Below are 20,649 nucleotides of genomic sequence, written 5' to 3' on the forward strand. Positions count from 1 at the left end.
AAGAATCTGCTGTGGGACTTCGGGCGGGCCGGGATTAACCGACCGAGCCCTCCATCTGCAGCTCGATCAGCCGGTTCAGCTCCAGCGCGTACTCCATCGGCAGCTCACGGGCGATCGGCTCGACGAAGCCGCGCACGATCATCGCCATGGCCTCGAACTCCGTCAGACCGCGGCTCATCAGGTAGAAGAGCTGGTCGTCGGAGACCTTGGAGACGGTCGCCTCGTGGCCCATGGACACGTCGTCCTCGCGGACGTCCACGTAGGGGTACGTGTCCGAGCGGGAGATGGTGTCGACCAGGAGCGCGTCGCACAGCACGTTGGACTTGGAGCCGTGGGCGCCTTCGCCGATCTCGACCAGACCGCGGTACGAGGTGCGGCCGCCGCCCCGTGCCACCGACTTCGAGACGATGTTGGAGGAGGTGTTCGGCGCCATGTGGACCATCTTGGAGCCGGCGTCCTGGTGCTGGCCCTCGCCCGCGAAGGCGATGGAGAGGGTCTCGCCCTTGGCGTGCTCGCCCATCAGGTAGACGGCCGGGTACTTCATGGTGACCTTGGAACCGATGTTGCCGTCGATCCACTCCATGGTCGCGCCCTCGTACGCCACGGCGCGCTTGGTGACCAGGTTGTAGACGTTGTTCGACCAGTTCTGGATCGTCGTGTAGCGGCAGCGGCCGCCCTTCTTCACGATGATCTCGACCACGGCGCTGTGCAGCGAGTCCGAGGAGTAGATCGGGGCGGTGCAGCCCTCGACGTAGTGGACGTAGGCGTCCTCGTCGACGATGATCAGCGTCCGCTCGAACTGGCCCATGTTCTCCGTGTTGATACGGAAGTAGGCCTGGAGCGGGATGTCCACCTTGACGCCCTTGGGGACGTAGATGAACGAGCCGCCCGACCACACGGCGGTGTTCAGCGAGGCGAACTTGTTGTCGCCGACCGGGATGACCGTGCCGAAGTACTCCTGGAAGAGCTCCGGGTGCTCCTTGAGCGCGGTGTCCGTGTCGAGGAAGATGACGCCCTGCTCCTCCAGGTCCTCACGGATCTGGTGGTAGACGACCTCGGACTCGTACTGGGCGGCGACACCGGCGACGAGGCGCTGCTTCTCCGCCTCCGGGATGCCGAGCTTGTCGTACGTGTTCTTGATGTCCTCCGGCAGGTCCTCCCAGGAAGCGGCCTGCTTCTCGGTGGAACGCACGAAGTACTTGATGTTGTCGAAGTCGATGCCCGAGAGGTCGGAACCCCAGTTGGGCATGGGCTTCTTGCCGAACAGCTTGAGGCCCTTGAGGCGGAGGTTCAGCATCCACTCCGGCTCGGACTTCTTCGCCGAGATGTCGCGGACGACGTCCTCGGACAGGCCCCGCTTGGCGACCGCACCGGCCGCGTCGGAGTCGGCCCATCCGTATTCGTAGGTGCCCAGGCCATCGAGCTCAGGGTGAGCAGTCTCCGTGGTCATGCGGGGTTCCTCCCGGCCGTACTTGCAGATACTGAAATGTCGGTCTGTGCGGCGCCTGCGGCACCGACGCCGTTCCCACTGCGGGGGATGAACGTCGTGCACACCCCGTCGCCGTGGGCGATCGTGGCGAGACGCTGCACGTGCGTCCCGAGCAGACGGGAGAAGACCTCGGTCTCCGCCTCGCAGAGCTGCGGGAACTGCTCGGCGACGTGTGCGACCGGGCAGTGGTGCTGGCAGAGCTGTTCACCGCTGTGCGGACCGGGAGCGCTCTTCGCCGTAGCAGCGTACCCGTCTCCGGTCAACGCCTTGGCAAGGGCCTCGGTGCGCCCCGCGGGGTCGGCCGCTTCCACGGCTTCGCGGTAGGTCTCCGCCTGCGCCGTGAGCCTGGCCTTCGCGAAGGCGGCCACGGCCGCTTCGCCCTGCTCCCCTCCGCCGGCGGCCTGCGCGATCCAGCGCATGGCGTCGGCGGCGAGCGAGTCGTAGGACTGGTCGAAGGCGTCCCGGCCGCAGTCGGTCAGCGCGAAGACCTTGGCGGGCCGCCCCCGGGTCCGCGCGCCGTACACACGCTGCTCACGGGGTTCGACCACGTCGTCGGTGACGAGCGTGTCGAGGTGGCGGCGAACGGCGGCCTGGGTGAGGCCGAGGCGCTGGGCGAGGTCGGCGACGGTGGAAGGTCCGTGGTCCAGGATCGACCGCGCGACCCGGTTGCGGGTTGACCGCTCCCCGGTCGCGAGTTCGCCCTGGGGGGCCTCGCTCATCCGTTCGCCGTATTTCACAACGCCATTGTTGCGTAATTAGTCGGGCCCCGACAAGCGGTGATGGAGGCCACCTCTGGTGGCCTCCATCACTAAGGGTTACCTTATTTATCCACGGAGCGTTATACGGAAGTCGACGCTCCGCCCTCGCGCAGGGCCCCGCCGGTGAACCAGTACACGGCTCCCACCAGCAATCCCCCGCCCACGACGTTCCCCGGCACGGTGAACATCAGATTCCGGAAAAGATCACCGAATCCGGCTGAGCCATCCAGGATCGCGAGGCTGAAAACAGCCATGTTTGCTACGCAGTGTTCGAATCCGACGGCCACGAAAACGGCCACCGGCAGCCACAGGACGAAAATTTTGGCGGCGTCGCCGCGGGCCCGGGTGAACATCCAGATGGCCAGGCAGACGAGCATGTTGCAGAGCACCGCGCGCCAGAACAGCTGCCCGCCGCTCAGCGCCATCTTGCCGTGCACCATCTCGGTGAGCATGGACCGCGCCGAGGGCGAGGAGGCCACGCCCGAGGCGTGCACCATGGCCCCGAAGGCGAAGGCTCCGACCAGGTTCCCGGCCAGTGAGAGCGTCCAGGACAGGATCAGGTCCCGGGGGCCGGTCCGCCCCGACAGGGCGCCGACGAGCATGACCATCACGTTGCTGGTGAAGAGCTGGGCCCCGGCGAACATCACGATGGTCAGGGCGATCGGGAAGACCGCGCCCTCCAGCAGTTTCACGGCCGGCGAGCCCTTTGCCACGAACGGTGAGATCGCGACGAGGAGCAGCACCTCGCCGACGGCGATGTAGGCGCCCGCGAGCATCGCCGACACGAAGTAGCGCGGCGGATGCCCGAGGTCATGGGCCTTGTGCTCGGCCTGTCCCGAGGTGGCTTCGACGTTCTGAGCGATGCTGTTCACCATTCGACGTTAGGCCCCGGCCCCGCTCCCGAACGGACGATAAAGTCACGAATGTGCAGGTCCGTGACCCTTCGGGGGCAGGACCTACGGCCCCACCCCGGTCACCTCCCACGGCTCCGTAGACTCACTCCCCATGAGCAACGACCCCGCCGTGGACATCCGCGGACTGGTGAAGCGGTACGGCCCCAAAACCGCGGTGGACGGCCTGGACCTCACCGTCCGGAGGGCCTCGGTCACCGCAGTCCTTGGTCCCAACGGCGCGGGCAAGACGACCACTGTGGAAACCTGCGAGGGCTACCGGCGCCCCGACGCCGGTTCCGTCCGCGTCCTCGGCCTCGACCCCGTGGCCCAGGCCGAGTCCCTGCGCCCGCGCATCGGCGTGATGCTCCAGTCCGGCGGCGTGTACTCCGGCGCCCGGGCCGTCGAGATGCTGCGCCACATGGCCAAGCTGTACGCCGACCCCCTGGACGTCCCCGCCCTGGTGGACCGCCTCGGCCTCGGCGGCTGCGGGCGCACCCCCTACCGCCGGCTCTCCGGCGGCCAGCAGCAGCGCCTGGCCCTCGCCATGGCCGTCGTCGGCCGCCCCGAGCTGGTCTTTCTGGACGAGCCGACCGCCGGCCTCGACCCGCAGGCCCGCCGCGCGACCTGGGACCTCGTACGGGAACTGCGCGCCGACGGGGTCTCGGTCGTCCTCACCACCCACCACATGGACGAGGCCGAGCAGCTCGCGGACGAGGTCGCCATCGTCGACGCCGGCAAGGTCATCGCCCACGGCACCCCCGACGCCCTGTGCCGCGGCGGCGCCGAGAACACCCTGCGCTTCACCGGCCGCCCCGCCCTCGACCTCGCCTCGCTGCTCAAGGCCCTGCCCGACGGCACCCAGGCCGCCGAGCTCCTCCCCGGCGTCTACCGGGTCACCGGCGGCGTCGACCCCCAGCTGCTGGCCACCGTCGCCTCCTGGTGCGCGCAGAACGGGGTGATGCCCGACAGCCTCTCGGTGGAGCGGCACACCCTCGAGGACGTCTTCCTCGAACTGACCGGTAAGGAGCTGCGCGCATGAGCGCCGGTACGTTCACCCCCCGCCCGGGGGCCGCGCCCGTGTCCCGCATGATCCTGGCGCAGACCGCGCTGGAGACCCGGATGCTGCTGCGCAACGGGGAGCAGCTGCTGCTGACCGTGATCATCCCGGCGCTGCTGCTCGTGCTGTTCTCGGCGGTCGACATCATCGACGTGGGCTCGGGCGAGTCCGTGGACTTCCTCGCCCCCGGCATCCTGGCGCTGGCCGTGATGTCGACGGCCTTCACCGGCCAGGCCATCGCCACCGGCTTCGACCGGCGCTACGGGGTCCTCAAGCGGCTCGGGGCCTCCCCGCTGCCGCGCCGGGCGCTGATGGCCGCCAAGACGCTGTCGGTGCTGGTCACCGAGGTGCTGCAGATCGCGCTGCTGACGGTGATCGCCTTCGCCCTGGGCTGGTCCCCGCACGGGAACCCGCTGTCCGTGGCCCTGCTGATCCTGCTCGGCACCGCCGCCTTCTCCGGGCTCGGCCTGCTGATGGCCGGCACCCTGCGGGCCGAGGCCACGCTGGCCGCGGCCAACCTGGTGTTCCTGCTGCTCCTGGTCGGCGGCGGGGTGATCGTGCCGATGGACAAGTTCCCCGGCGCGGTCCAGTCCGTCCTCGGCCTGCTCCCGATCTCCGCGCTCTCCGACGGGCTGCGCGAGGTGCTCCAGCACGGGGCCGCGCTGCCCTGGGGCGACGCGGCCATCCTGGCCGTCTGGGCGGTGTGCGGCCTGGGGGCCGCCGCGCGCTGGTTCCGCTGGGAGTGAATCCCCTCCCCCGCGCGTTGCCCTGGCAGGAGGATGGTCGCCTCCACAGGGGAGCGCACCACAGACGCCGGGGGGCGGCATGGCGCAGCGGGAGGCCGTTCTGCGGCTGGACGGACAGTGGGCACGGATCCGGTCGGGCGCGGCGCACGCGGAGCCCGCGGAGGCCGAGGCCCTGCTCGCCGAACTGATCGGAGCCCTGCGCGAGCCGGCCCGCACCGACGCCGAGTGCGCGGCCCGGCTGGGTCTGCGCCTCGGCGACCTGGCGGCCCGCCGGTTCGCCGACGGGGACCGGCCCGGGGCCCTGGCCGCCATCGAGGAGGGGCTGCGGTTCTCGCAGCAGGCGGCCGGGCACGCAGCCGAGTACGCCCGCTGGTACGCCCGGGGCCTGATCAACCAGGGGGTCTGGCTGTCCTGGCCCCTCAGTGACGCGGAGCGGCTGCCGAAGCACCCGCTGGGCCCCGGCGCCGAGAGCGGCCCGAGCCCCATGGAGCGGGCCGCCGGCGAGCGGGCCCGGGATCTGACGCACGGCGCGGTGGAGGTCTGGGCGGCCCTGGACCAGGAGGACCCGGTCAACCAGCGGGGCCTCGCACAGGCGAAGGTGTTCCTCGGCGACCGGCTCGCGGAGCTGGGCCTGGCCGAGGAGTCCGTGGCCTGGGCGGTCGACGCGGAGGGCTCCTTCCGGCGGCTGCTGCTCGCCGATCCCGGCTCGGAGGAGTCCCAGGAGGCCGAGGAGGCCCTGGACCACATCGGCCGCCAGCTCGAACTGCGGCTGCGCTTCCTGTCCTTCGCCTCCCTGGTGGGGCTGCGCACGCGGGGGCTGCTGCCCGAACGGCTGCTGCCCCAGGCCGTGGTGGCCGCCCGCATCCAGGGCGCCCCCGAGGAGGAGATCGCGGCCCGGCTGGGCCTGGATCCCGACCAGGTCCACACGATGCTGGAAGTGACCCCCTGGGTCGCGGTGTGGCGCGTGGAGGTCCGGGGCTCCGACGGGCTGTGGAACGTACAGTCACATCCCTGGCACAGCGGGGCGGAAGTGCGAAACCGGACAGCGGAGGACGTAGGCGCCGAATTGGTGCACGGCTTCGTGGCGTCGGCCGACTACCCGGGCGAGTCCGCGCATTGGCGGATCCGCGTGTGGTGGCACACCGAAGGCGACCCGGCCGGGGCCCGGTTCCGGCTGGTCATCGGGCCCGACGGTGGTGCCGCCACCCCCTCGTGAAACTTTGCACAAGTGTCCGCGTACGATAAGGGCCGTGTTGACCCCTCTCGCATACCTCGCCAGCCGCTGGACGCCCTCACCCCGGACCGTCCGGCGGGCCGCGCTCGCAGCGGTGCTCATGAGCATCGTCATCGTCGTCACCGGCGGCGCGGTGCGGCTGACCGGATCCGGACTCGGCTGCGACACCTGGCCCAAGTGCACCGACGACAGCCTGATCGTGACCCAGGAGCAGGGCTTCCACGGCGCGATCGAGTTCGGCAACCGCATGCTGACGTACGTGCTCTGCGCGGCCGTTGGCTGGGCGATCACCGCCGCCCGCTGCGCCAAGCCGTGGCGCCGCTCGCTGACCCGGCTCGGCTGGCTCCAGTTCGCCATCGTGATGGGCAACGCGGTCCTCGGCGGCATCACCGTCCTGACGGGCCTCAACCCCTACAGCGTGGCCGGGCACTTCATGCTCGCCACCTCGCTGATCACCGTGACGACGATCACCTGGCAGCGCACCCGCGAGGGCGACGGCCCGGCCAGGCCCCGCGTTCCCGCCCCCGTGCGCAAGCTGTCGTGGGCGCTGGTCGCGGCCACCGTGGTCCTGATCGCGGCCGGCACGGTGGTCACCGGTTCCGGCCCGCACGCCGGCGACAGCAGCGAGATCAAGCGGATGCCCTTCGACTGGTCGGCCACCGCCCACGTACACGCGATCTCCGCCTGGGTGGTCTGCGCGCTCGCGGTCGCGATGTGGCTGGTGCTGCGCGTGGTCGACGCCCCCGCCGACACCCGGGCGCGCGCCCGCGACCTGCTGATCGTGCTGCTCTCCCAGGGCGCGATCGGCTACGTCCAGTACTTCACCGACGTGCCCGAGGCCCTGGTCGCCGCCCACATGCTCGGCTCCTGCCTGGTGTGGATCTCGGTGGTCCGGGTGGTGCTGAGCCTGCGCGAGCGTCCGTCCGAGCAGGCCGGGATCCCGGCGCAGGACGACGCCCGGCTCGCCGCGGTCTGACCCCGGAGTCGACAGCCCGGCCTGATGGCCGGTCCCGCCCGCCGGTCCCGCCCGTCAGCCCCGTTCGTCAGCTCCGTTCGTCAGCTCCGTTCGTCCAGCCGGTAGACGCGGCGGGCATTGCCCGCCGCGACCATCGCCGCCACCCGCTCCGCGTCCCGCCAGGACCAGGAACCGTCGGCGACCCAGCCACCGAGCACCCGGCCGAGCGCCTCCCGGAAGACCAGCGCGCCCACCGCGTGCAGTTCGGGCAGCCCGCGTCCGCCGCCGGAGAACATCAGCTTCCCGAACGGCGCGGTCTCCAGGCACTCCGCCAGCACGGCGGCCGCCCGCGCGCCGGTGGACCCCAGCGCCGCGCCGAGGTCGGCGTGGACGTGCGGGAAGGCCGCGGCCAGCCCCGCCGCCTGCCGGTGGTGGGGGTACCCGCCGAGCAGCACCAGCCGCGCCCCCAGGCCCTCGGTCGCCCGCAGGAACCCGGTCAGCCGCTCCGGCCCGCCCGACTCCCCGCCCGTGTGCAGCTGGAGCGCCACCCCCGAGGACACCGCGCTCCACGCCAGGTGCCGCAGGAGTACGGGATCCCGTACGGCCCCGCCCGCCGTCCGCCCGGCCAGCCAGCGCCCGGCCGCGCCCCGCACCTCGCCCGGGCCGGGCGGCTCGGGCGCGGCTTCCAGGGCCGCCCCCCAGGCCCGGCCCTCCTCCCCCGGCCCGCAGCTGAAGGCCACGGCCCCGGCGGCGGCCTGGTGGACCGCTCCGGCGAGGTTGGCGAGGAAGGCGGCCACGGTCCCCGAGGTGTCCGCCGCCTCCTCGGCCAGCAGCTGCGGCCGCACCAGCTCGAAGGTCTCCGCCGCGCCGGCCAGGGCCAGTTCCTTGGGCCCGGTGAGGTCCCCGCGCACCCCGGTGTCGACGAGCCGGGCTCCGACCCCGCAGCCCCGCAGCAGCCGGCGGGCCGACTCGGCGGCGCCCAGCTCGCGGCGCCGGGCGAGGTAGCGGACGGGGGCGCAGTGCGGTTCGAGCCCGAGCAGCGGCGGGCACCAGCGGCGCACGGCGAAGCCGGTCTGGGTGTCGAAGAGGGTGGTGCCGGCGGCGGGCGGGCCGGCCGAGGGCAGCAGCTGGGCCTCGAAGGTGGCGAGGCCGAGCTCGGTGCGGAGCACTCCCTGGCAGTACTGGTCCACCAGGGGCGGCGTTTCGATCATCCGGGCATCCCGTTGCGGACGTGAGGAAGGGGCTTCCACACGTCCTAACGGGTGAGCGGGGTGTGAGGTGTTGCTCGCGCTGTTGACCGAGCGGATGACGCGGAAACGATCAGGCCAATCATCAAGCCAAGATCGACCGGGTCAGGCGGCCGGGTTCGCGGTTCCGCCGAGCTGCATGCCGGCCATCCGGGACCACTCGTACGGCCCTGTCCGCACCCGTGCGGCGAACTCGCCGTCGAACTCCTCGTGGAGGGTCAGACCGGCCTTGCCGGCCGCGAGCCGCGCGGTGTCGTGGGCCGGGGCCACCAGGTCGCCCCACGCGCCGTCGGTGCCGACGAGGACGATCCGGGTGCCCGCCTGGCCGATGTGGGCGAGGTGGCCCTCGGCGCCGCCGTGCTGTGCGGCGAAGGCGCCGATCTGCTTGGCCAGCTTCGCGGCCCGGCGGTCCTGCTTCTTGTCCGCCGCGCTCTTGTCCGCCGTGGCGGCGGTCTCCTCGGTGTCTGCCATGGAAGGCATGCTACCGGCGAGTAGCGAACGGAGGAAGCACGAACGGAGGAAGCACGGACCGCGGACGCGTCGGCGGAGGGGCCATCAGCGCAGGAAGGGATCCACGGCCACGGCGACGAAGAGCAGCGACACGTAGGTGATCGACCAGTGGAACAGCCGCATCTCCTTGAGCTTCGCGCCCGTCACGCCCGACTTGGCGCGGGCGTTCAGCCCGTGCGCCTCCCAGAGCCACCAGCCGCCGGCCACCAGGGCGACCGAGGTGTAGAACCAGCCGGTGTACCCCAGCGGGGTCAGCAGCAGCGAGACCGCCACCATCACCCAGCTGTAGAGGACGATCTGCTTGGCCACGGCCTTGTTGCCGGCCACGACCGGCAGCATCGGCACGCCGACCCGCGCGTAGTCGTCCTTCACCTTCATCGACAGCGGCCAGTAGTGCGGCGGCGTCCAGAAGAAGATGACGAGGAAGAGGATGACCGCGGCCCAGGAGACCTCGTTCTTCACCGCCGACCAGCCGATGAGCACCGGCATGCAGCCCGCGATGCCGCCCCACACGATGTTCTGCGAGGTGCGCCGCTTCAGCAGCATCGTGTAGACGACGACGTAGAAGAGGAGCGCGCCGAGCGCGAGCGCGGCCGACAGCCAGTTGATCAGCAGCCCGAAGAACAGCGTGGACGCGATCCCGAGCGAGATGCCGAAGACCAGGCACTCGCGCGGGCTGACCATGCCGGTCACCAGCGGGCGTCCCGAGGTCCGGTCCATCAGCGCGTCGATGTCGCGGTCGATGTACATGTTCAGCGCGTTGGCGCCGCCCGCGGACAGATAACCGCCGAAGCAGGTGGCGAGGACCAGCCACAGCGAAGGCACGCCCTGCTCGGCGAGGAACATCACCGGCACGGTCGTGATGAGCAGAAGCTCGATGATCCGCGGCTTGGTCAGTGCCACGAAAGCCATGGCCCGGGCCCCGAACGGCCGGTGGTTGGGGCTCGTCCCGAGCACCCCCGCTGGACGGGATTCGACGGCCGTCACGCACACCCCTGACAGAGAATCCAGCAAGCTCCGACGTGAACCTTTTAAACATGAAGGTCCCGTAAAGGCTTGCGCGTACCACGCCACTCTAGACGTAGCCATTGGCTCGTCCCGCGCGGGGGTCGCCCCGTGTTGGTCCGATCGGCGCTGAGACGTCACGCGCGGACCGCGGGTACTCGAATAGCTGCACGCTGTGGCGGGGGTAGGCTCGGAATCGCGCCGGTGCACCGTTCGTCACCGGGAACCAGACATGTGGAGAGGAGCCCTGACCCACGGTGAGCACCAAGCCGACGACCACAGAGCTCGACTGGACCGAACTGGACCAGCGTGCTGTCGACACCGCCCGGATTCTGGCCGCCGACGCGGTCCAGAAGGTCGGTAACGGCCACCCCGGTACGGCGATGAGCCTGGCCCCCGCCGCGTACACCCTCTTCCAGAAGGTGATGCGGCACGACCCGGCGGACCCGGAGTGGGTCGGCCGCGACCGTTTCGTGCTCTCCGCGGGTCACTCCTCGCTGACCCTCTACACCCAGCTCTACCTCGGTGGGTTCGGTCTGGAACTGGACGACCTGAAGGCCTTCCGCACCTGGGGTTCCAAGACCCCGGGCCACCCGGAGTACGGCCACACCGCGGGCGTCGAGACCACCACCGGCCCGCTGGGCCAGGGCATCGCCAACGCGGTGGGCATGGCCATGGCCGCCCGCTACGAGCGCGGCCTGTTCGACCCCGAGGCCGCCACGGGCGCCTCCCCGTTCGACCACATGGTCTACGCGATCGCGGGCGACGGCTGCCTCCAGGAGGGCATCTCCCACGAGGCGTCCGCGCTGGCCGGCCACCAGAAGCTCGGCAACCTGGTGCTGCTGTGGGACGACAACCACATCTCCATCGAGGGCGACACGGAGACGGCCGTCTCCGAGGACACCCTGAAGCGCTACGAGGCGTACGGCTGGCACGTCCAGCGCGTCGCGCAGCAGGAGAACGGCGACCTCGACCCGAAGGCGCTGTTCGCGGCGCTGCAGGCCGCCAAGGCCGAGACGGAGCGCCCCTCCTTCATCGCGGCCCGCTCGATCATCGCCTGGCCCGCCCCGCACGCCCAGGGCACCGAGGCCGCGCACGGCTCGGCCCTCGGCAACGACGAGGTCGCCGCCACCAAGCGCGTGCTCGGCTTCGACCCGGAGCGGACCTTCGAGGTCTCCGACGAGGTCGTCGCGCACACCCGCGCACTGGGTGAGCGCGGCCGCGAGGCCCGCGCCGCGTGGGAGAAGGAGTTCTCCGCCTGGCGCAGCGCCAACCCGGAGCGCGCCGCCGAGTTCGACCGCATCAACGCCAACGAGCTGCCCGCCGGCTGGGAGGACAAGCTCCCCGTCTTCGAGACCGGCAAGGGCGTCGCCACCCGCGCCGCCTCGGGCAAGGTCCTGGAGGCGCTCGGCGCGGTCATCCCGGAGCTGTGGGGCGGCTCGGCCGACCTGGCCGGCTCCAACAACACGACCATCGACAAGAACTCCTCGTTCCTGCCGGTGGGCAACCCGCTGCCGGAGGCCGACCCGTACGGCCGCACCATCCACTTCGGCATCCGCGAGCACGCCATGGCCGCGGCCATGAACGGCATCGCCCTGCACGGCCACACCCGCATCTACGGCGGCACCTTCCTGGTGTTCTCCGACTACATGCGCAACGCCGTGCGCCTCTCCGCGCTGATGCACGTGCCCGTCACCTACGTGTGGACGCACGACTCCATCGGTCTCGGCGAGGACGGCCCGACCCACCAGCCCGTCGAGCACGTCGCCGCGCTGCGCGCCATCCCGGGCCTGAACGTGGTCCGCCCGGCCGACGCGAACGAGACGGCGATCGCCTGGCGCGAGATCCTGCGCCGCCACACCAAGGTGTACGGCAAGGGCGCCCCGCACGGTCTGGCGCTGACCCGCCAGGGCGTGCCGACGTACGAGCGCAACGAGGACGCCGCCAAGGGCGGGTACGTGCTGTTCGAGGCCGAAGGCGGCCCCGCGCAGGTCGTCCTGATCGGCACCGGTTCCGAGGTCCAGCTCGCCGTCGCCGCGCGCGAGGCGCTGCAGGCCGAGGGCGTCCCGGCCCGGGTCGTCTCGATGCCTTCGGTCGAGTGGTTCGAGGAGCAGTCCCAGGAGTACAAGGACAGCGTGCTGCCGCCTTCGGTCAAGGCGCGTGTCGCGGTCGAGGCCGGCATCGGTCTGACCTGGCACCGCTACGTCGGCGACGCGGGCCGGATCGTCTCGCTGGAGCACTTCGGTGCCTCGGCCGACGGCGCCGTCCTGTACCGCGAGTTCGGCCTCACCGCCGAAGCCGTGACCGCCGCCGCACGCGAGTCGCTCGCCGCCGCCGCGCGCTGACGCCCGCACCCAGACCAGTAGGAGATGCAATTCCCATGACAGACGCACTGAAGCGCCTTTCCGACGAGGGCGTCGCGATCTGGCTGGACGACCTGTCCCGCAAGCGGATCACGTCCGGCAACCTTGCCGAGCTCATCGACCAGCAGCACGTGGTGGGTGTCACCACCAACCCGGCGATCTTCCAGAAGGCGATCAGCGGCGGCGAGGGGTACGAGCAGCAGCTCGCCGACCTGGCCGCCCGCAAGGTCACCGTCGAAGAGGCCATCCGCATGATCACCACGGCGGACGTCCGCGACGCCGCCGACATCCTGCGCCCGGTGTACGACTCCACCGAGGGCCAGGACGGCCGGGTCTCGATCGAGGTCGACCCCCGGCTGGCCCACAACACCCCGGCGACCATCGCCGAGGCCAAGCAGCTCGCGTGGCTGGTGGACCGCCCGAACACGCTCATCAAGATCCCGGCGACCAAGGCCGGCCTGCCGGCGATCACCGAGGTCATCGGCAAGGGCATCAGCGTCAACGTGACGCTGATCTTCTCGCTGGAGCGCTACCGCGAGGTCATGGACGCCTACCTGGCGGGCCTGGAGAAGGCGAAGGCCGCGGGCCTGGACCTCTCCAAGATCCACTCGGTCGCCTCCTTCTTCGTGTCCCGCGTGGACTCCGAGATCGACAAGCGCCTGGACTCCGTCGGCACCGACGAGGCCAAGGCCCTCAAGGGCAAGGCGGCGCTCGCGAACGCCCGTCTGGCCTACGAGGCCTTCGAAGAGGTCTTCTCCACCGAGCGCTGGGCGGCCCTGGACAAGGCGCACGCCAACAAGCAGCGTCCGCTCTGGGCCTCGACCGGCGTCAAGGACCCGGCGTACAAGGACACCCTGTACGTGGTGGACCTGGTCGCCCCCGGCACCGTCAACACCATGCCCGAGGCCACCCTGGAAGCCACCGCCGACCACGGCGAGGTCGAGGGCGACACCATCCGCGGCACGTACGACCAGGCGCGCGCCGAACTCGCAGCGGTCGCCAAGCTGGGCATTTCGTACGACGATGTGGTGCAGCTGCTCGAAGAAGAGGGCGTCGAGAAGTTCGCGGTGTCCTGGAACGACCTGCTGAAGTCGACCGAGGCGGAGCTTGAGCGCCTCGCCCCCACGGAGGCCTGAACACTTTGTCTGTAAACGGAGCGAACCCGCTTCGTGACGCACAGGACCGGCGGCTCCCGCGCATCGCGGGGCCGTCCGGCCTGGTCATTTTCGGCGTTACGGGTGACCTGTCGCGCAAGAAGCTGATGCCTGCCGTCTACGACCTCGCCAACCGCGGACTGCTTCCGCCGGGCTTCTCGCTGATCGGGTTCGCCCGGCGCGAGTGGCAGGACGAGGACTTCGCGCAGGAGGTTCACGACGCGGTCAAGCAGCACGCGCGCACACCTTTCCGTGAAGAGGTCTGGCAGCAGCTGGTGCAGGGCTGCCGTTTCGTCCAGGGCGACTTCGACGACGACCAGGCGTTCGAGACGCTGAAGTCGACGATCGAGGAGCTGGACAAGGCGCAGGGCACCGGCGGCAACTTCGCCTTCTACCTGTCCGTCCCGCCGAAGTTCTTCCCCAAGGTCGTCGCCCAGCTCAAGAAGCACGGGCTGGCGGACCAGAAGGAGGGCTCCTGGCGGCGCGCGGTCATCGAGAAGCCGTTCGGGCACGACCTGACCAGTGCGCAGGAGCTCAACCAGCTCGTGCACGACGTCTTCCCGCCCAACGAGGTCTTCCGGATCGACCACTACCTGGGCAAGGAGACCGTCCAGAACATTCTGGCGCTCCGCTTCGCCAACACGATGTTCGAGCCGATCTGGAACCGGTCGTACGTCGACCACGTACAGATCACCATGGCCGAGGACATCGGCATCGGCGGCCGGGCCGGCTACTACGACGGCATCGGCGCGGCCCGCGACGTCATCCAGAACCACCTGCTCCAGCTGCTGGCGCTGACGGCGATGGAGGAGCCCGGCTCCTTCCACCCCAAGGCGCTGGTGGCCGAGAAGCTCAAGGTGCTCACCGCCGTGGAGCTGCCCGAGGACCTGGGCAAGCACACCGTGCGCGGCCAGTACTCGGCGGCGTGGCAGGGCGGCGAGAAGGTCGTCGGGTACCTCGAAGAGGACGGCATCGACCCCAAGTCGAAGACCGACACCTACGCGGCCATCCGCCTGGAGATCAACAACCGCCGCTGGGCGGGCGTCCCGTTCTACCTGCGGACGGGCAAGCGCCTGGGCCGCCGGGTGACCGAGATCGCGGTCGTCTTCAAGCGGGCCCCGTACCTGCCGTTCGAGTCGGGCGCGACCGAGGAGCTGGGGCAGAACGCCCTGGTCATCCGGGTCCAGCCGGACGAGGGCGTGACGGTGCGCTTCGGCTCCAAGGTTCCGGGCACCTCCATGGAGGTCCGGGACGTGACGATGGACTTCGCCTACGGCGAGTCCTTCACGGAATCGAGCCCCGAGGCCTACGAGCGGCTGATCCTCGACGTCCTGCTGGGTGACGCGAACCTGTTCCCGCGCCACCAGGAGGTCGAACTGTCCTGGAACATCCTCGACCCGATCGAGCGGTACTGGGACACGCACGGCAAGCCCGCGCAGTACCCGTCGGGCACCTGGGGACCGGTCGAGGCGGACGAGATGCTCGCACGAGACGGACGGAGCTGGCGCCGGCCATGAAGATCGACCTCACGGAGACCAACTCCAGCAAGATCAACGCCGCGTTGGTGCAGGCACGCCGGGACATCGGCACGCCGGCCATCGGGATGGTGCTCACGCTGGTGATCGTGACCGACGAGGAGAACGCGTACGACGCGCTCAAGTCGGCGAACGACGCGTCCCGCGAACACCCCTCGCGGATCGTCGTCGTCATCAAGCGGGTCAGCCGCTCGCCGCGCAGCCGCCAGGGCGCCCGTCTCGACGCGGAAGTCCGCGTCGGGACGGACTCCGGCACCGGCGAGACGGTCGTCCTGCGCCTGCACGGCGAACTGGTCGACCACGCCCAGTCGGTGGTTCTCCCGCTCCTCCTGCCGGACGCGCCCGTCGTCGTCTGGTGGCCGGAGGGTGCTCCCCAGGATCTGGCCGGCGACCCCCTGGGATCGCTCGGCCAGCGCCGGATCACGGACACCTACTCCACCGAGCATCCGATCGAGGCGCTCGGCAGCCGGGCCACGGCGTACGCGCCCGGCGACACGGACCTGTCCTGGACCCGGATCACCCCGTGGCGCTCCATGCTCGCGGCGGCCCTCGACCAGCAGGTCCACTCCGTGTCCTCGGCGACCGTCGAGGGCGAGGACGACAACCCGAGCTGCGAGCTGCTGGCGATGTGGCTCGCGGACCGCCTCCAGGTCCCGGTCAAGCGCACCTCCTCGGCGGGCCCCGGGCTCACCGCGGTCCGTCTGGAGACCAAGGACGGCGAGATCGTCCTGGACCGGGCGGACGGGGCGCTGGCCACGCTGTGCATGCCGGGGCAGCCCGACCGTGCGGTGGCGCTGAAGCGCCGCGACACGGCCGAGCTCCTGGCGGAGGAACTCCGCCGCCTGGACCCGGACAACACCTACGAGGCCTCGCTGAAGTTCGGCGTGGCCCGCCTGGCCCCCACGGCGGCGGCCGCCGCCAAGCCGGCCCCGGCCAAGGCGGAGACCCCGGCGAAGCCGGAGACCCCGGCGAAGGCGGAGGCTCCGGCGGCGAAGCCGTCCAAGGCCCCGGCGAAGAAGGCCGCGGCCAAGTAGCGCGCCCGGGCCGCTGCGCGGGGCCGTCCCCTACCCGCCCTTCCACCGTTCCCCGGGGCTCCGCCCCGGACCCCGCGCCTCAAACGCCGGCGAGGCTGATGCGGCCGGACGGGCTGGAACATCCAGCCCGTCCGGCGTTTGAGGACCGGGTTCTGGGGCGGAGCCCCAGGAAACGGAGAAAGGGCGGGGCGGGGAGCGGCCCCGCGCAGCGGCAGCCGGACCCGCACCCGTATGAAGACCTACCGACAAGGCGGCAGCACATGGGTATGACGACTCCCCAGGTCGTCGTCCACCGGGACAAGGAGCTGATGGCCCAGGCCGCGGCCGCCCGGCTGATCACGAAGATCGTGGACGCGCAGGCGGCCCGCGGCACCGCGTCGGTGGTCCTCACCGGCGGCCGCAACGGCAACGGCCTGCTCGCCGCGCTGGCCGCGGCCCCGGCCCGGGACGCCATCGACTGGTCGCGGATCGACCTGTGGTGGGGCGACGAGCGCTACGTGCCCGCCGACGACCCCGAGCGCAACCACGTACAGGCCCGTGAGGCCCTGCTGGACTCCGTTCCGGTGGACCCCGCACGGGTTCATGCCATGCCCGCCTCCGACGGCCCGTACGGGGTCGACGTGGACGCGGCGGCCGCCTCCTACGCGGCGGAGCTCCGGAAGGCCGCCGCCCCCGAGGACCACGGCCCGGTCCCCCGCTTCGACGTCCTGATGCTGGGCGTGGGCCCGGACACGCACGTGGCCTCCCTCTTCCCCGAGCACCCGGCCTCCCGCGAGAGCGAGCGCACCGTCGTCGGCGTCCACGGCGCGCCCAAGCCGCCGCCGACCCGGATCTCGCTCACGCTCCCGGCGATCCGGGCCGCCCGCGAGGTCTGGCTCCTGGCCGCCGGCGAGGACAAGGCCGGAGCGGTGGCGATCGCCCTGGGCGGCGCCGGCGAGGTCCAGGCACCGGCGGCCGCCGCGTACGGCCGCTCCCGGACCCTGTGGCTCCTCGACCGCGCGGCGGCCGCGAAGCTCCCGCCGGCCATGTACCCGCCGGCCTCGGCCTGATTCCGTAGAGCCGTGGAACCGACAGGGCCCGCCCTCCCGGAGGAGAGCGGGCCCTGTCGCCTTTGCCGGACCGTCAGCGGCCCCGCAGCGAGCGGTACGTGGCCACCAGCGCGCGCGTGGACGCGTCCAGGCCCGGTACGTCCGTGCCGTCGGTCAGCGCCGGCTCGACCCGCTTGGCCAGGACCTTCCCGAGCTCCACGCCCCACTGGTCGAAGGAGTCGATGTTCCACACCGCGCCCTGGACGAACACCTTGTGCTCGTAGAGCGCGATCAGCTGGCCCAGGACCGACGGGGTGAGCTCCGTCGCCAGGATCGTCGTCGTCGGGTGGTTGCCCGCGAAGGTCTTGTGCGGGACCAGCGGTTCGGCGACGCCCTCCGCCCGGACCTCGTCCGCCGTCTTACCGAAGGCCAGGGCCTGCGTCTGCGCGAAGAAGTTCGCCATGAGCAGGTCGTGCTGGGCCGCCAGCGCCGGCGACAGTTCGCCCACGGGCCGCGCGAAGCCGATGAAGTCCGCCGGGATCACCTTCGTGCCCTGGTGGATCAACTGGTAGTAGGCGTGCTGGCCGTTGGTGCCGGGCGTGCCCCACACCACCGGACCGGTCTGCCAGTCCACCGGGTTGCCCTCGCGGTCCACCGACTTGCCGTTGGACTCCATGTCCAGCTGCTGCAAGTACGCGGTGAACCGGGAGAGGTAGTGGCTGTACGGGAGCACCGCGTGCGACTGGGCGTCGAAGAAGGCTCCGTACCAGATTCCCAGCAGGCCCAGCAGCAGCGGGGCGTTCTCCTCGGGGGGCGCCGTGCGGAAGTGCTCGTCCATGGCGTGGAATCCGCCGAGCAGTTCGCGGAAGGAGTCCGGGCCGATCGCGATCATCAGGGAGAGCCCGATGGCCGAGTCGAAGGAGTAGCGTCCGCCGACCCAGTCCCAGAACTCGAACATGTTGGCCGTGTCGATGCCGAACGCGGAGACCTTCTCCTCGTTGGTGGAGAGCGCCACGAAGTGCCGTGCCACGGCGGCCTCGTCGCCGCCGACGCCCGCGAGCAGCCACTCCCGCGCCGACGTGGCGTTGGTGATGGTCTCGATGGTCGTGAAGGTCTTGGACGCGATGATGAACAGCGTTTCGGCCGGATCGAGGTCGCGTACCGCCTCGTGCAGGTCGGCGCCGTCCACGTTCGATACGAAACGGACCGTCAGACCGCGGTCGGAGAAGGCGCGCAGCGCTTCGTACGCCATCGCCGGACCGAGGTCGGAGCCGCCGATGCCGATGTTGACGACGTTCTTGATGGGCTTGCCGGTGAAGCCGGTCCACTCCCCCGACCTGACCCGGTCGGCGAAGGCCGCCATCTTGTCGAGGACCGCGTGGACCGCGGGGACGACGTTCTCCCCGTCCACCTCGACGACCGCGTCGGCCGGTGCGCGCAGCGCGGTGTGCAGGACCGCCCGGTCCTCGGTCGTGTTGATCTTCTCGCCGCGGAACATGGCCTCGCGCAGCGCGGCCACGCCGGTCGCCGCGGCCAGTTCGCGCAGCAGTGTCAGCGTCTCGTCGTTGACGAGGTGCTTCGAGTAGTCGATGTGCAGGTCCCCGACCTGCAACGTGTAGCCGGTGCCCCGGCCCGGATCCGCCTCGAACAGCTCCCGCAGATGCGTCTGCCCCAGCTCGTCCCGGTGCTTGCCGAGTGCAGCCCACTCCGGCGTCCGATTGAGCCTCGTACGGCCCTCCCGTCGCCCGCCACCACCCTCGCTCGACGCGCTTCGCGCGGCGGCCTGGTTTGCGTTCATCTCGGACATCAACCCACTTCCTGTCCTGTCGTGCCCCGCCGGTTCCAACCTAAGGGATGGGAAGCGGCACAACCGACACAAAGCGGCCCGGCCCGCAGGAGTTGGGACTCTTGCGGGCCGGGCCGGAGGAAACTTCGGTCGTGCGGTGGGAGCGCGTCAGATCTCGCCGCGCAGTTTGGCGAGCGCCTCGGCGAGGATCGCCTCGCCGTCGGCGTCGGTCCGCCGCTCCCGTACGTACGCCAGGTGGGTCTTGTACGGTTCGGTGCGCGGCGGCGCGGGCGGGTTGTCCCGGTCCTGGCCGGCCGGGAACCCGCAGCGCGGGCAGTCCCAGGTGTCCGGCACCTGCGCGTCGCTGGCGAAGCTCGGCTGCGTCTCGTGCCCGTTCGAGCACCAGAAGGAGATGCGCAGGCGGGGCGCGGACTCGCCGCGCTCGGCCTCACCCATCGGCCCCGCTCCGACCCGACTACCACGGATCGCGTTGCCACTTGCCACGGTCGTAACTCCCTGCGTGATGGTGCCGCGAAACGTGAGTGGATTCCGTCGCGGGCGCCCAAGTCTACGTAAGGCGGGGCGCCCGTCCAGGAGCGGAGTTACCCATTCCAGACAAGGACGCCGGACCTCATGATAGGCCGGGGGGAGCCGACCGGACCGCCGGAATGGCCAGAACGGTTCAGCTGTTCGCCTTCATGAGCAGACCGAGCGCGACGATGCAGGCGAACCAGAGCAGACCGATCACCACGGTGATGCGGTCGAGGTTGCGCTCCGCGACCGAGGAGCCGCCGACCGACGACTGCATACCGCCGCCGAACATGTCGGAAAGACCGCCGCCCTTGCCCTTGTGCATCAGCACGAGCAGCATCAGCAGGGCGCTGAAGACGACCAAGGCGATCTCGAACCCCATAATCACGGCTGATTCCTACTTTCCTGGCTTACTGGCTTTCCGGCGTTCCCGCAGTGCCGATTACGAGCACGGGGGCCGGCAGCTGGTTCACAGCCTGCTCGGCCCCCGCAAGGGTACGACGGATCCGCCCTACCGCATACTCACGATGACCGTCACTGGTCCCGGAAACGGACGATCTTCACGAACTCGTCCGCGTCCAGCGCCGCGCCGCCGATCAGGGCGCCGTCGACGTCGGGCTGGGCCATGATCGCGGCGATGTTGCCGGACTTGACCGAGCCGCCGTACTGGATGCGGACCTTGTCGGCCAGCTCCTGCGAGTACAGCTCCGCGAGGCGCACGCGGATGGCACCGCAGACCTCCTGCGCGTCCTCGGGAGTGGCGACCTCGCCGGTCCCGATCGCCCAGACGGGCTCGTACGCGATCACGATGGACTCGACCTGCTCGGCCGGAACGTCCTTGAGGCCGCCGTCGAGCTGGTTCAGCGTGTACTCGACCTGCTGTCCGGCCTTGCGGATGTCCAGGCCCTCGCCGACGCACAGGATCGGGGTGATCCCGTGCTTGTAGGCGGCCTTGACCTTGGCGTTGCAGATCTCGTCGCTCTCACCGTGGTACTGGCGGCGCTCGCTGTGGCCGACGGCCACGAACGTGCACTTCAGCTTCGAGAGCATCGGGCCGGAGATCTCACCGGTGTAGGCGCCGGAGTCGTGGGCCGAGATGTCCTGGGCGCCGTACTTGATCTTCAGCTTGTCGCCGTCGACCAGGGTCTGGACCGAACGGAGGTCGACGAAGGGCGGCAGGACCGCGACCTCGACGAAGTCGTAGTCCTTGTCGGCCAGGGCGAAGGCGAGCTTCTGGACGTGGGCGATGGCCTCGAGGTGGTTGAGGTTCATCTTCCAGTTGCCCGCCATCAGCGGGGTACGGCCGGCGGTGTTCTCAGTCATT

General features: G+C 70.7%; 19 protein-coding genes. 9 read left to right on the forward strand and 10 right to left on the reverse strand.

What is annotated here, in order from left to right; all coding sequences use genetic code 11:
* Nucleotides 1-34: 34 nt before the first annotated feature.
* The 3 genes from sufB to ACWCP2_RS15360 form a co-directional block, all read right to left on the reverse strand.
* Nucleotides 35-1,450 carry a Fe-S cluster assembly protein SufB gene (sufB, locus tag ACWCP2_RS15350; protein WP_267796546.1) on the reverse strand — a complete coding sequence of 472 codons (1,416 nt, stop codon included), beginning with the start codon at nt 1,448-1,450 and terminating at the stop codon, nt 35-37.
* Nucleotides 1,447-2,208 (reverse strand): helix-turn-helix transcriptional regulator, encoded by a 762-nt coding sequence (locus ACWCP2_RS15355; RefSeq protein ID WP_450909055.1) that lies wholly within the window; start codon nt 2,206-2,208, stop codon nt 1,447-1,449. The genes sufB and ACWCP2_RS15355 overlap by 4 nt, the downstream gene beginning before the upstream one ends.
* 119 nt (nt 2,209-2,327) lie before the next feature.
* On the reverse strand, nt 2,328-3,119 hold the full coding sequence (locus tag ACWCP2_RS15360; protein WP_450909056.1) for a formate/nitrite transporter family protein: 792 nt from the start codon (nt 3,117-3,119) through the stop codon (nt 2,328-2,330).
* A gap of 133 nt (nt 3,120-3,252) precedes the next feature.
* Between ACWCP2_RS15360 and ACWCP2_RS15365 the strand changes: the two genes are divergently transcribed.
* The 4 genes from ACWCP2_RS15365 to ACWCP2_RS15380 all read left to right on the forward strand — a co-directional run bounded on the left by ACWCP2_RS15365 (nt 3,253) and on the right by ACWCP2_RS15380 (nt 7,153).
* Nucleotides 3,253-4,179 (forward strand): ABC transporter ATP-binding protein, encoded by a 927-nt coding sequence (locus ACWCP2_RS15365; RefSeq protein WP_450909057.1) that lies wholly within the window; start codon nt 3,253-3,255, stop codon nt 4,177-4,179.
* Nucleotides 4,176-4,943, forward strand: a complete 768-nt coding sequence (locus tag ACWCP2_RS15370) for an ABC transporter permease (RefSeq protein WP_450909058.1) — start codon at nt 4,176-4,178, stop codon at nt 4,941-4,943. Before ACWCP2_RS15365 ends, ACWCP2_RS15370 begins: the two co-directional genes overlap by 4 nt.
* Before the next feature lie 79 nt (nt 4,944-5,022).
* Nucleotides 5,023-6,159 (forward strand): hypothetical protein, encoded by a 1,137-nt coding sequence (locus ACWCP2_RS15375; RefSeq protein WP_450909059.1) that lies wholly within the window; start codon nt 5,023-5,025, stop codon nt 6,157-6,159.
* Nucleotides 6,160-6,163: 4 nt separating this feature from the next.
* Nucleotides 6,164-7,153 carry a COX15/CtaA family protein gene (locus tag ACWCP2_RS15380; RefSeq protein ID WP_450909060.1) on the forward strand — a complete coding sequence of 330 codons (990 nt, stop codon included), beginning with the start codon at nt 6,164-6,166 and terminating at the stop codon, nt 7,151-7,153.
* Nucleotides 7,154-7,233: 80 nt separating this feature from the next.
* On the opposite strand, the gene ACWCP2_RS15385 is transcribed toward ACWCP2_RS15380, so the two are convergent.
* The 3 genes from ACWCP2_RS15385 to ACWCP2_RS15395 form a co-directional block, all read right to left on the reverse strand.
* Entirely contained in the window at nt 7,234-8,343 is a 1,110-nt protein-coding gene (locus ACWCP2_RS15385; protein ID WP_450909061.1) for an amidohydrolase, read from the reverse strand.
* Nucleotides 8,344-8,484: 141 nt separating this feature from the next.
* On the reverse strand, nt 8,485-8,859 hold the full coding sequence (locus ACWCP2_RS15390; RefSeq protein WP_450909062.1) for a hypothetical protein: 375 nt from the start codon (nt 8,857-8,859) through the stop codon (nt 8,485-8,487).
* 75 nt (nt 8,860-8,934) lie between these two features.
* The gene (locus tag ACWCP2_RS15395; protein ID WP_327257428.1) at nt 8,935-9,882 is read right to left on the reverse strand and encodes a heme o synthase; all 948 of its coding nucleotides are present in this window, start codon (nt 9,880-9,882) and stop codon (nt 8,935-8,937) included.
* 269 nt (nt 9,883-10,151) lie between these two features.
* Between ACWCP2_RS15395 and tkt the strand changes: the two genes are divergently transcribed.
* From tkt to pgl, 5 genes are all read left to right on the forward strand, one after another.
* Complete coding sequence (tkt, locus tag ACWCP2_RS15400; RefSeq protein ID WP_450909063.1) at nt 10,152-12,239, forward strand: transketolase; 2,088 nt, start codon at nt 10,152-10,154, stop codon at nt 12,237-12,239.
* Between the two features lie 35 nt (nt 12,240-12,274).
* Entirely contained in the window at nt 12,275-13,393 is a 1,119-nt protein-coding gene (gene tal, locus ACWCP2_RS15405; protein WP_450909064.1) for a transaldolase, read from the forward strand.
* A gap of 5 nt (nt 13,394-13,398) precedes the next feature.
* Nucleotides 13,399-14,928, forward strand: a complete 1,530-nt coding sequence (zwf, locus tag ACWCP2_RS15410) for a glucose-6-phosphate dehydrogenase (RefSeq protein ID WP_250742320.1) — start codon at nt 13,399-13,401, stop codon at nt 14,926-14,928.
* Nucleotides 14,925-15,980 carry a glucose-6-phosphate dehydrogenase assembly protein OpcA gene (gene opcA, locus ACWCP2_RS15415; protein WP_450909065.1) on the forward strand — a complete coding sequence of 352 codons (1,056 nt, stop codon included), beginning with the start codon at nt 14,925-14,927 and terminating at the stop codon, nt 15,978-15,980. The genes zwf and opcA overlap by 4 nt, the downstream gene beginning before the upstream one ends.
* A 266-nt stretch (nt 15,981-16,246) precedes the next feature.
* The gene (gene pgl / locus ACWCP2_RS15420; RefSeq protein ID WP_450909066.1) at nt 16,247-17,029 is read left to right on the forward strand and encodes a 6-phosphogluconolactonase; all 783 of its coding nucleotides are present in this window, start codon (nt 16,247-16,249) and stop codon (nt 17,027-17,029) included.
* A gap of 73 nt (nt 17,030-17,102) precedes the next feature.
* Here the strand turns inward: pgl and pgi are convergent, their stop codons facing one another.
* The 4 genes from pgi to tpiA all read right to left on the reverse strand — a co-directional run bounded on the left by pgi (nt 17,103) and on the right by tpiA (nt 20,648).
* On the reverse strand, nt 17,103-18,806 hold the full coding sequence (gene pgi, locus ACWCP2_RS15425) for a glucose-6-phosphate isomerase (protein WP_450909099.1): 1,704 nt from the start codon (nt 18,804-18,806) through the stop codon (nt 17,103-17,105).
* Between the two features lie 156 nt (nt 18,807-18,962).
* Nucleotides 18,963-19,298, reverse strand: a complete 336-nt coding sequence (locus ACWCP2_RS15430; protein ID WP_007263454.1) for an RNA polymerase-binding protein RbpA — start codon at nt 19,296-19,298, stop codon at nt 18,963-18,965.
* Between the two features lie 178 nt (nt 19,299-19,476).
* Nucleotides 19,477-19,707 (reverse strand): preprotein translocase subunit SecG, encoded by a 231-nt coding sequence (gene secG / locus ACWCP2_RS15435; protein WP_450909100.1) that lies wholly within the window; start codon nt 19,705-19,707, stop codon nt 19,477-19,479.
* 152 nt (nt 19,708-19,859) lie between these two features.
* Nucleotides 19,860-20,648: a triose-phosphate isomerase gene (gene tpiA, locus ACWCP2_RS15440; RefSeq protein ID WP_450909067.1), complete on the reverse strand. Its 789-nt coding sequence runs from the start codon at nt 20,646-20,648 to the stop codon at nt 19,860-19,862.
* Nucleotide 20,649: the final 1 nt, after the last annotated feature.

Source organism: Streptomyces sp. NPDC002104 (genome assembly GCF_053593795.1).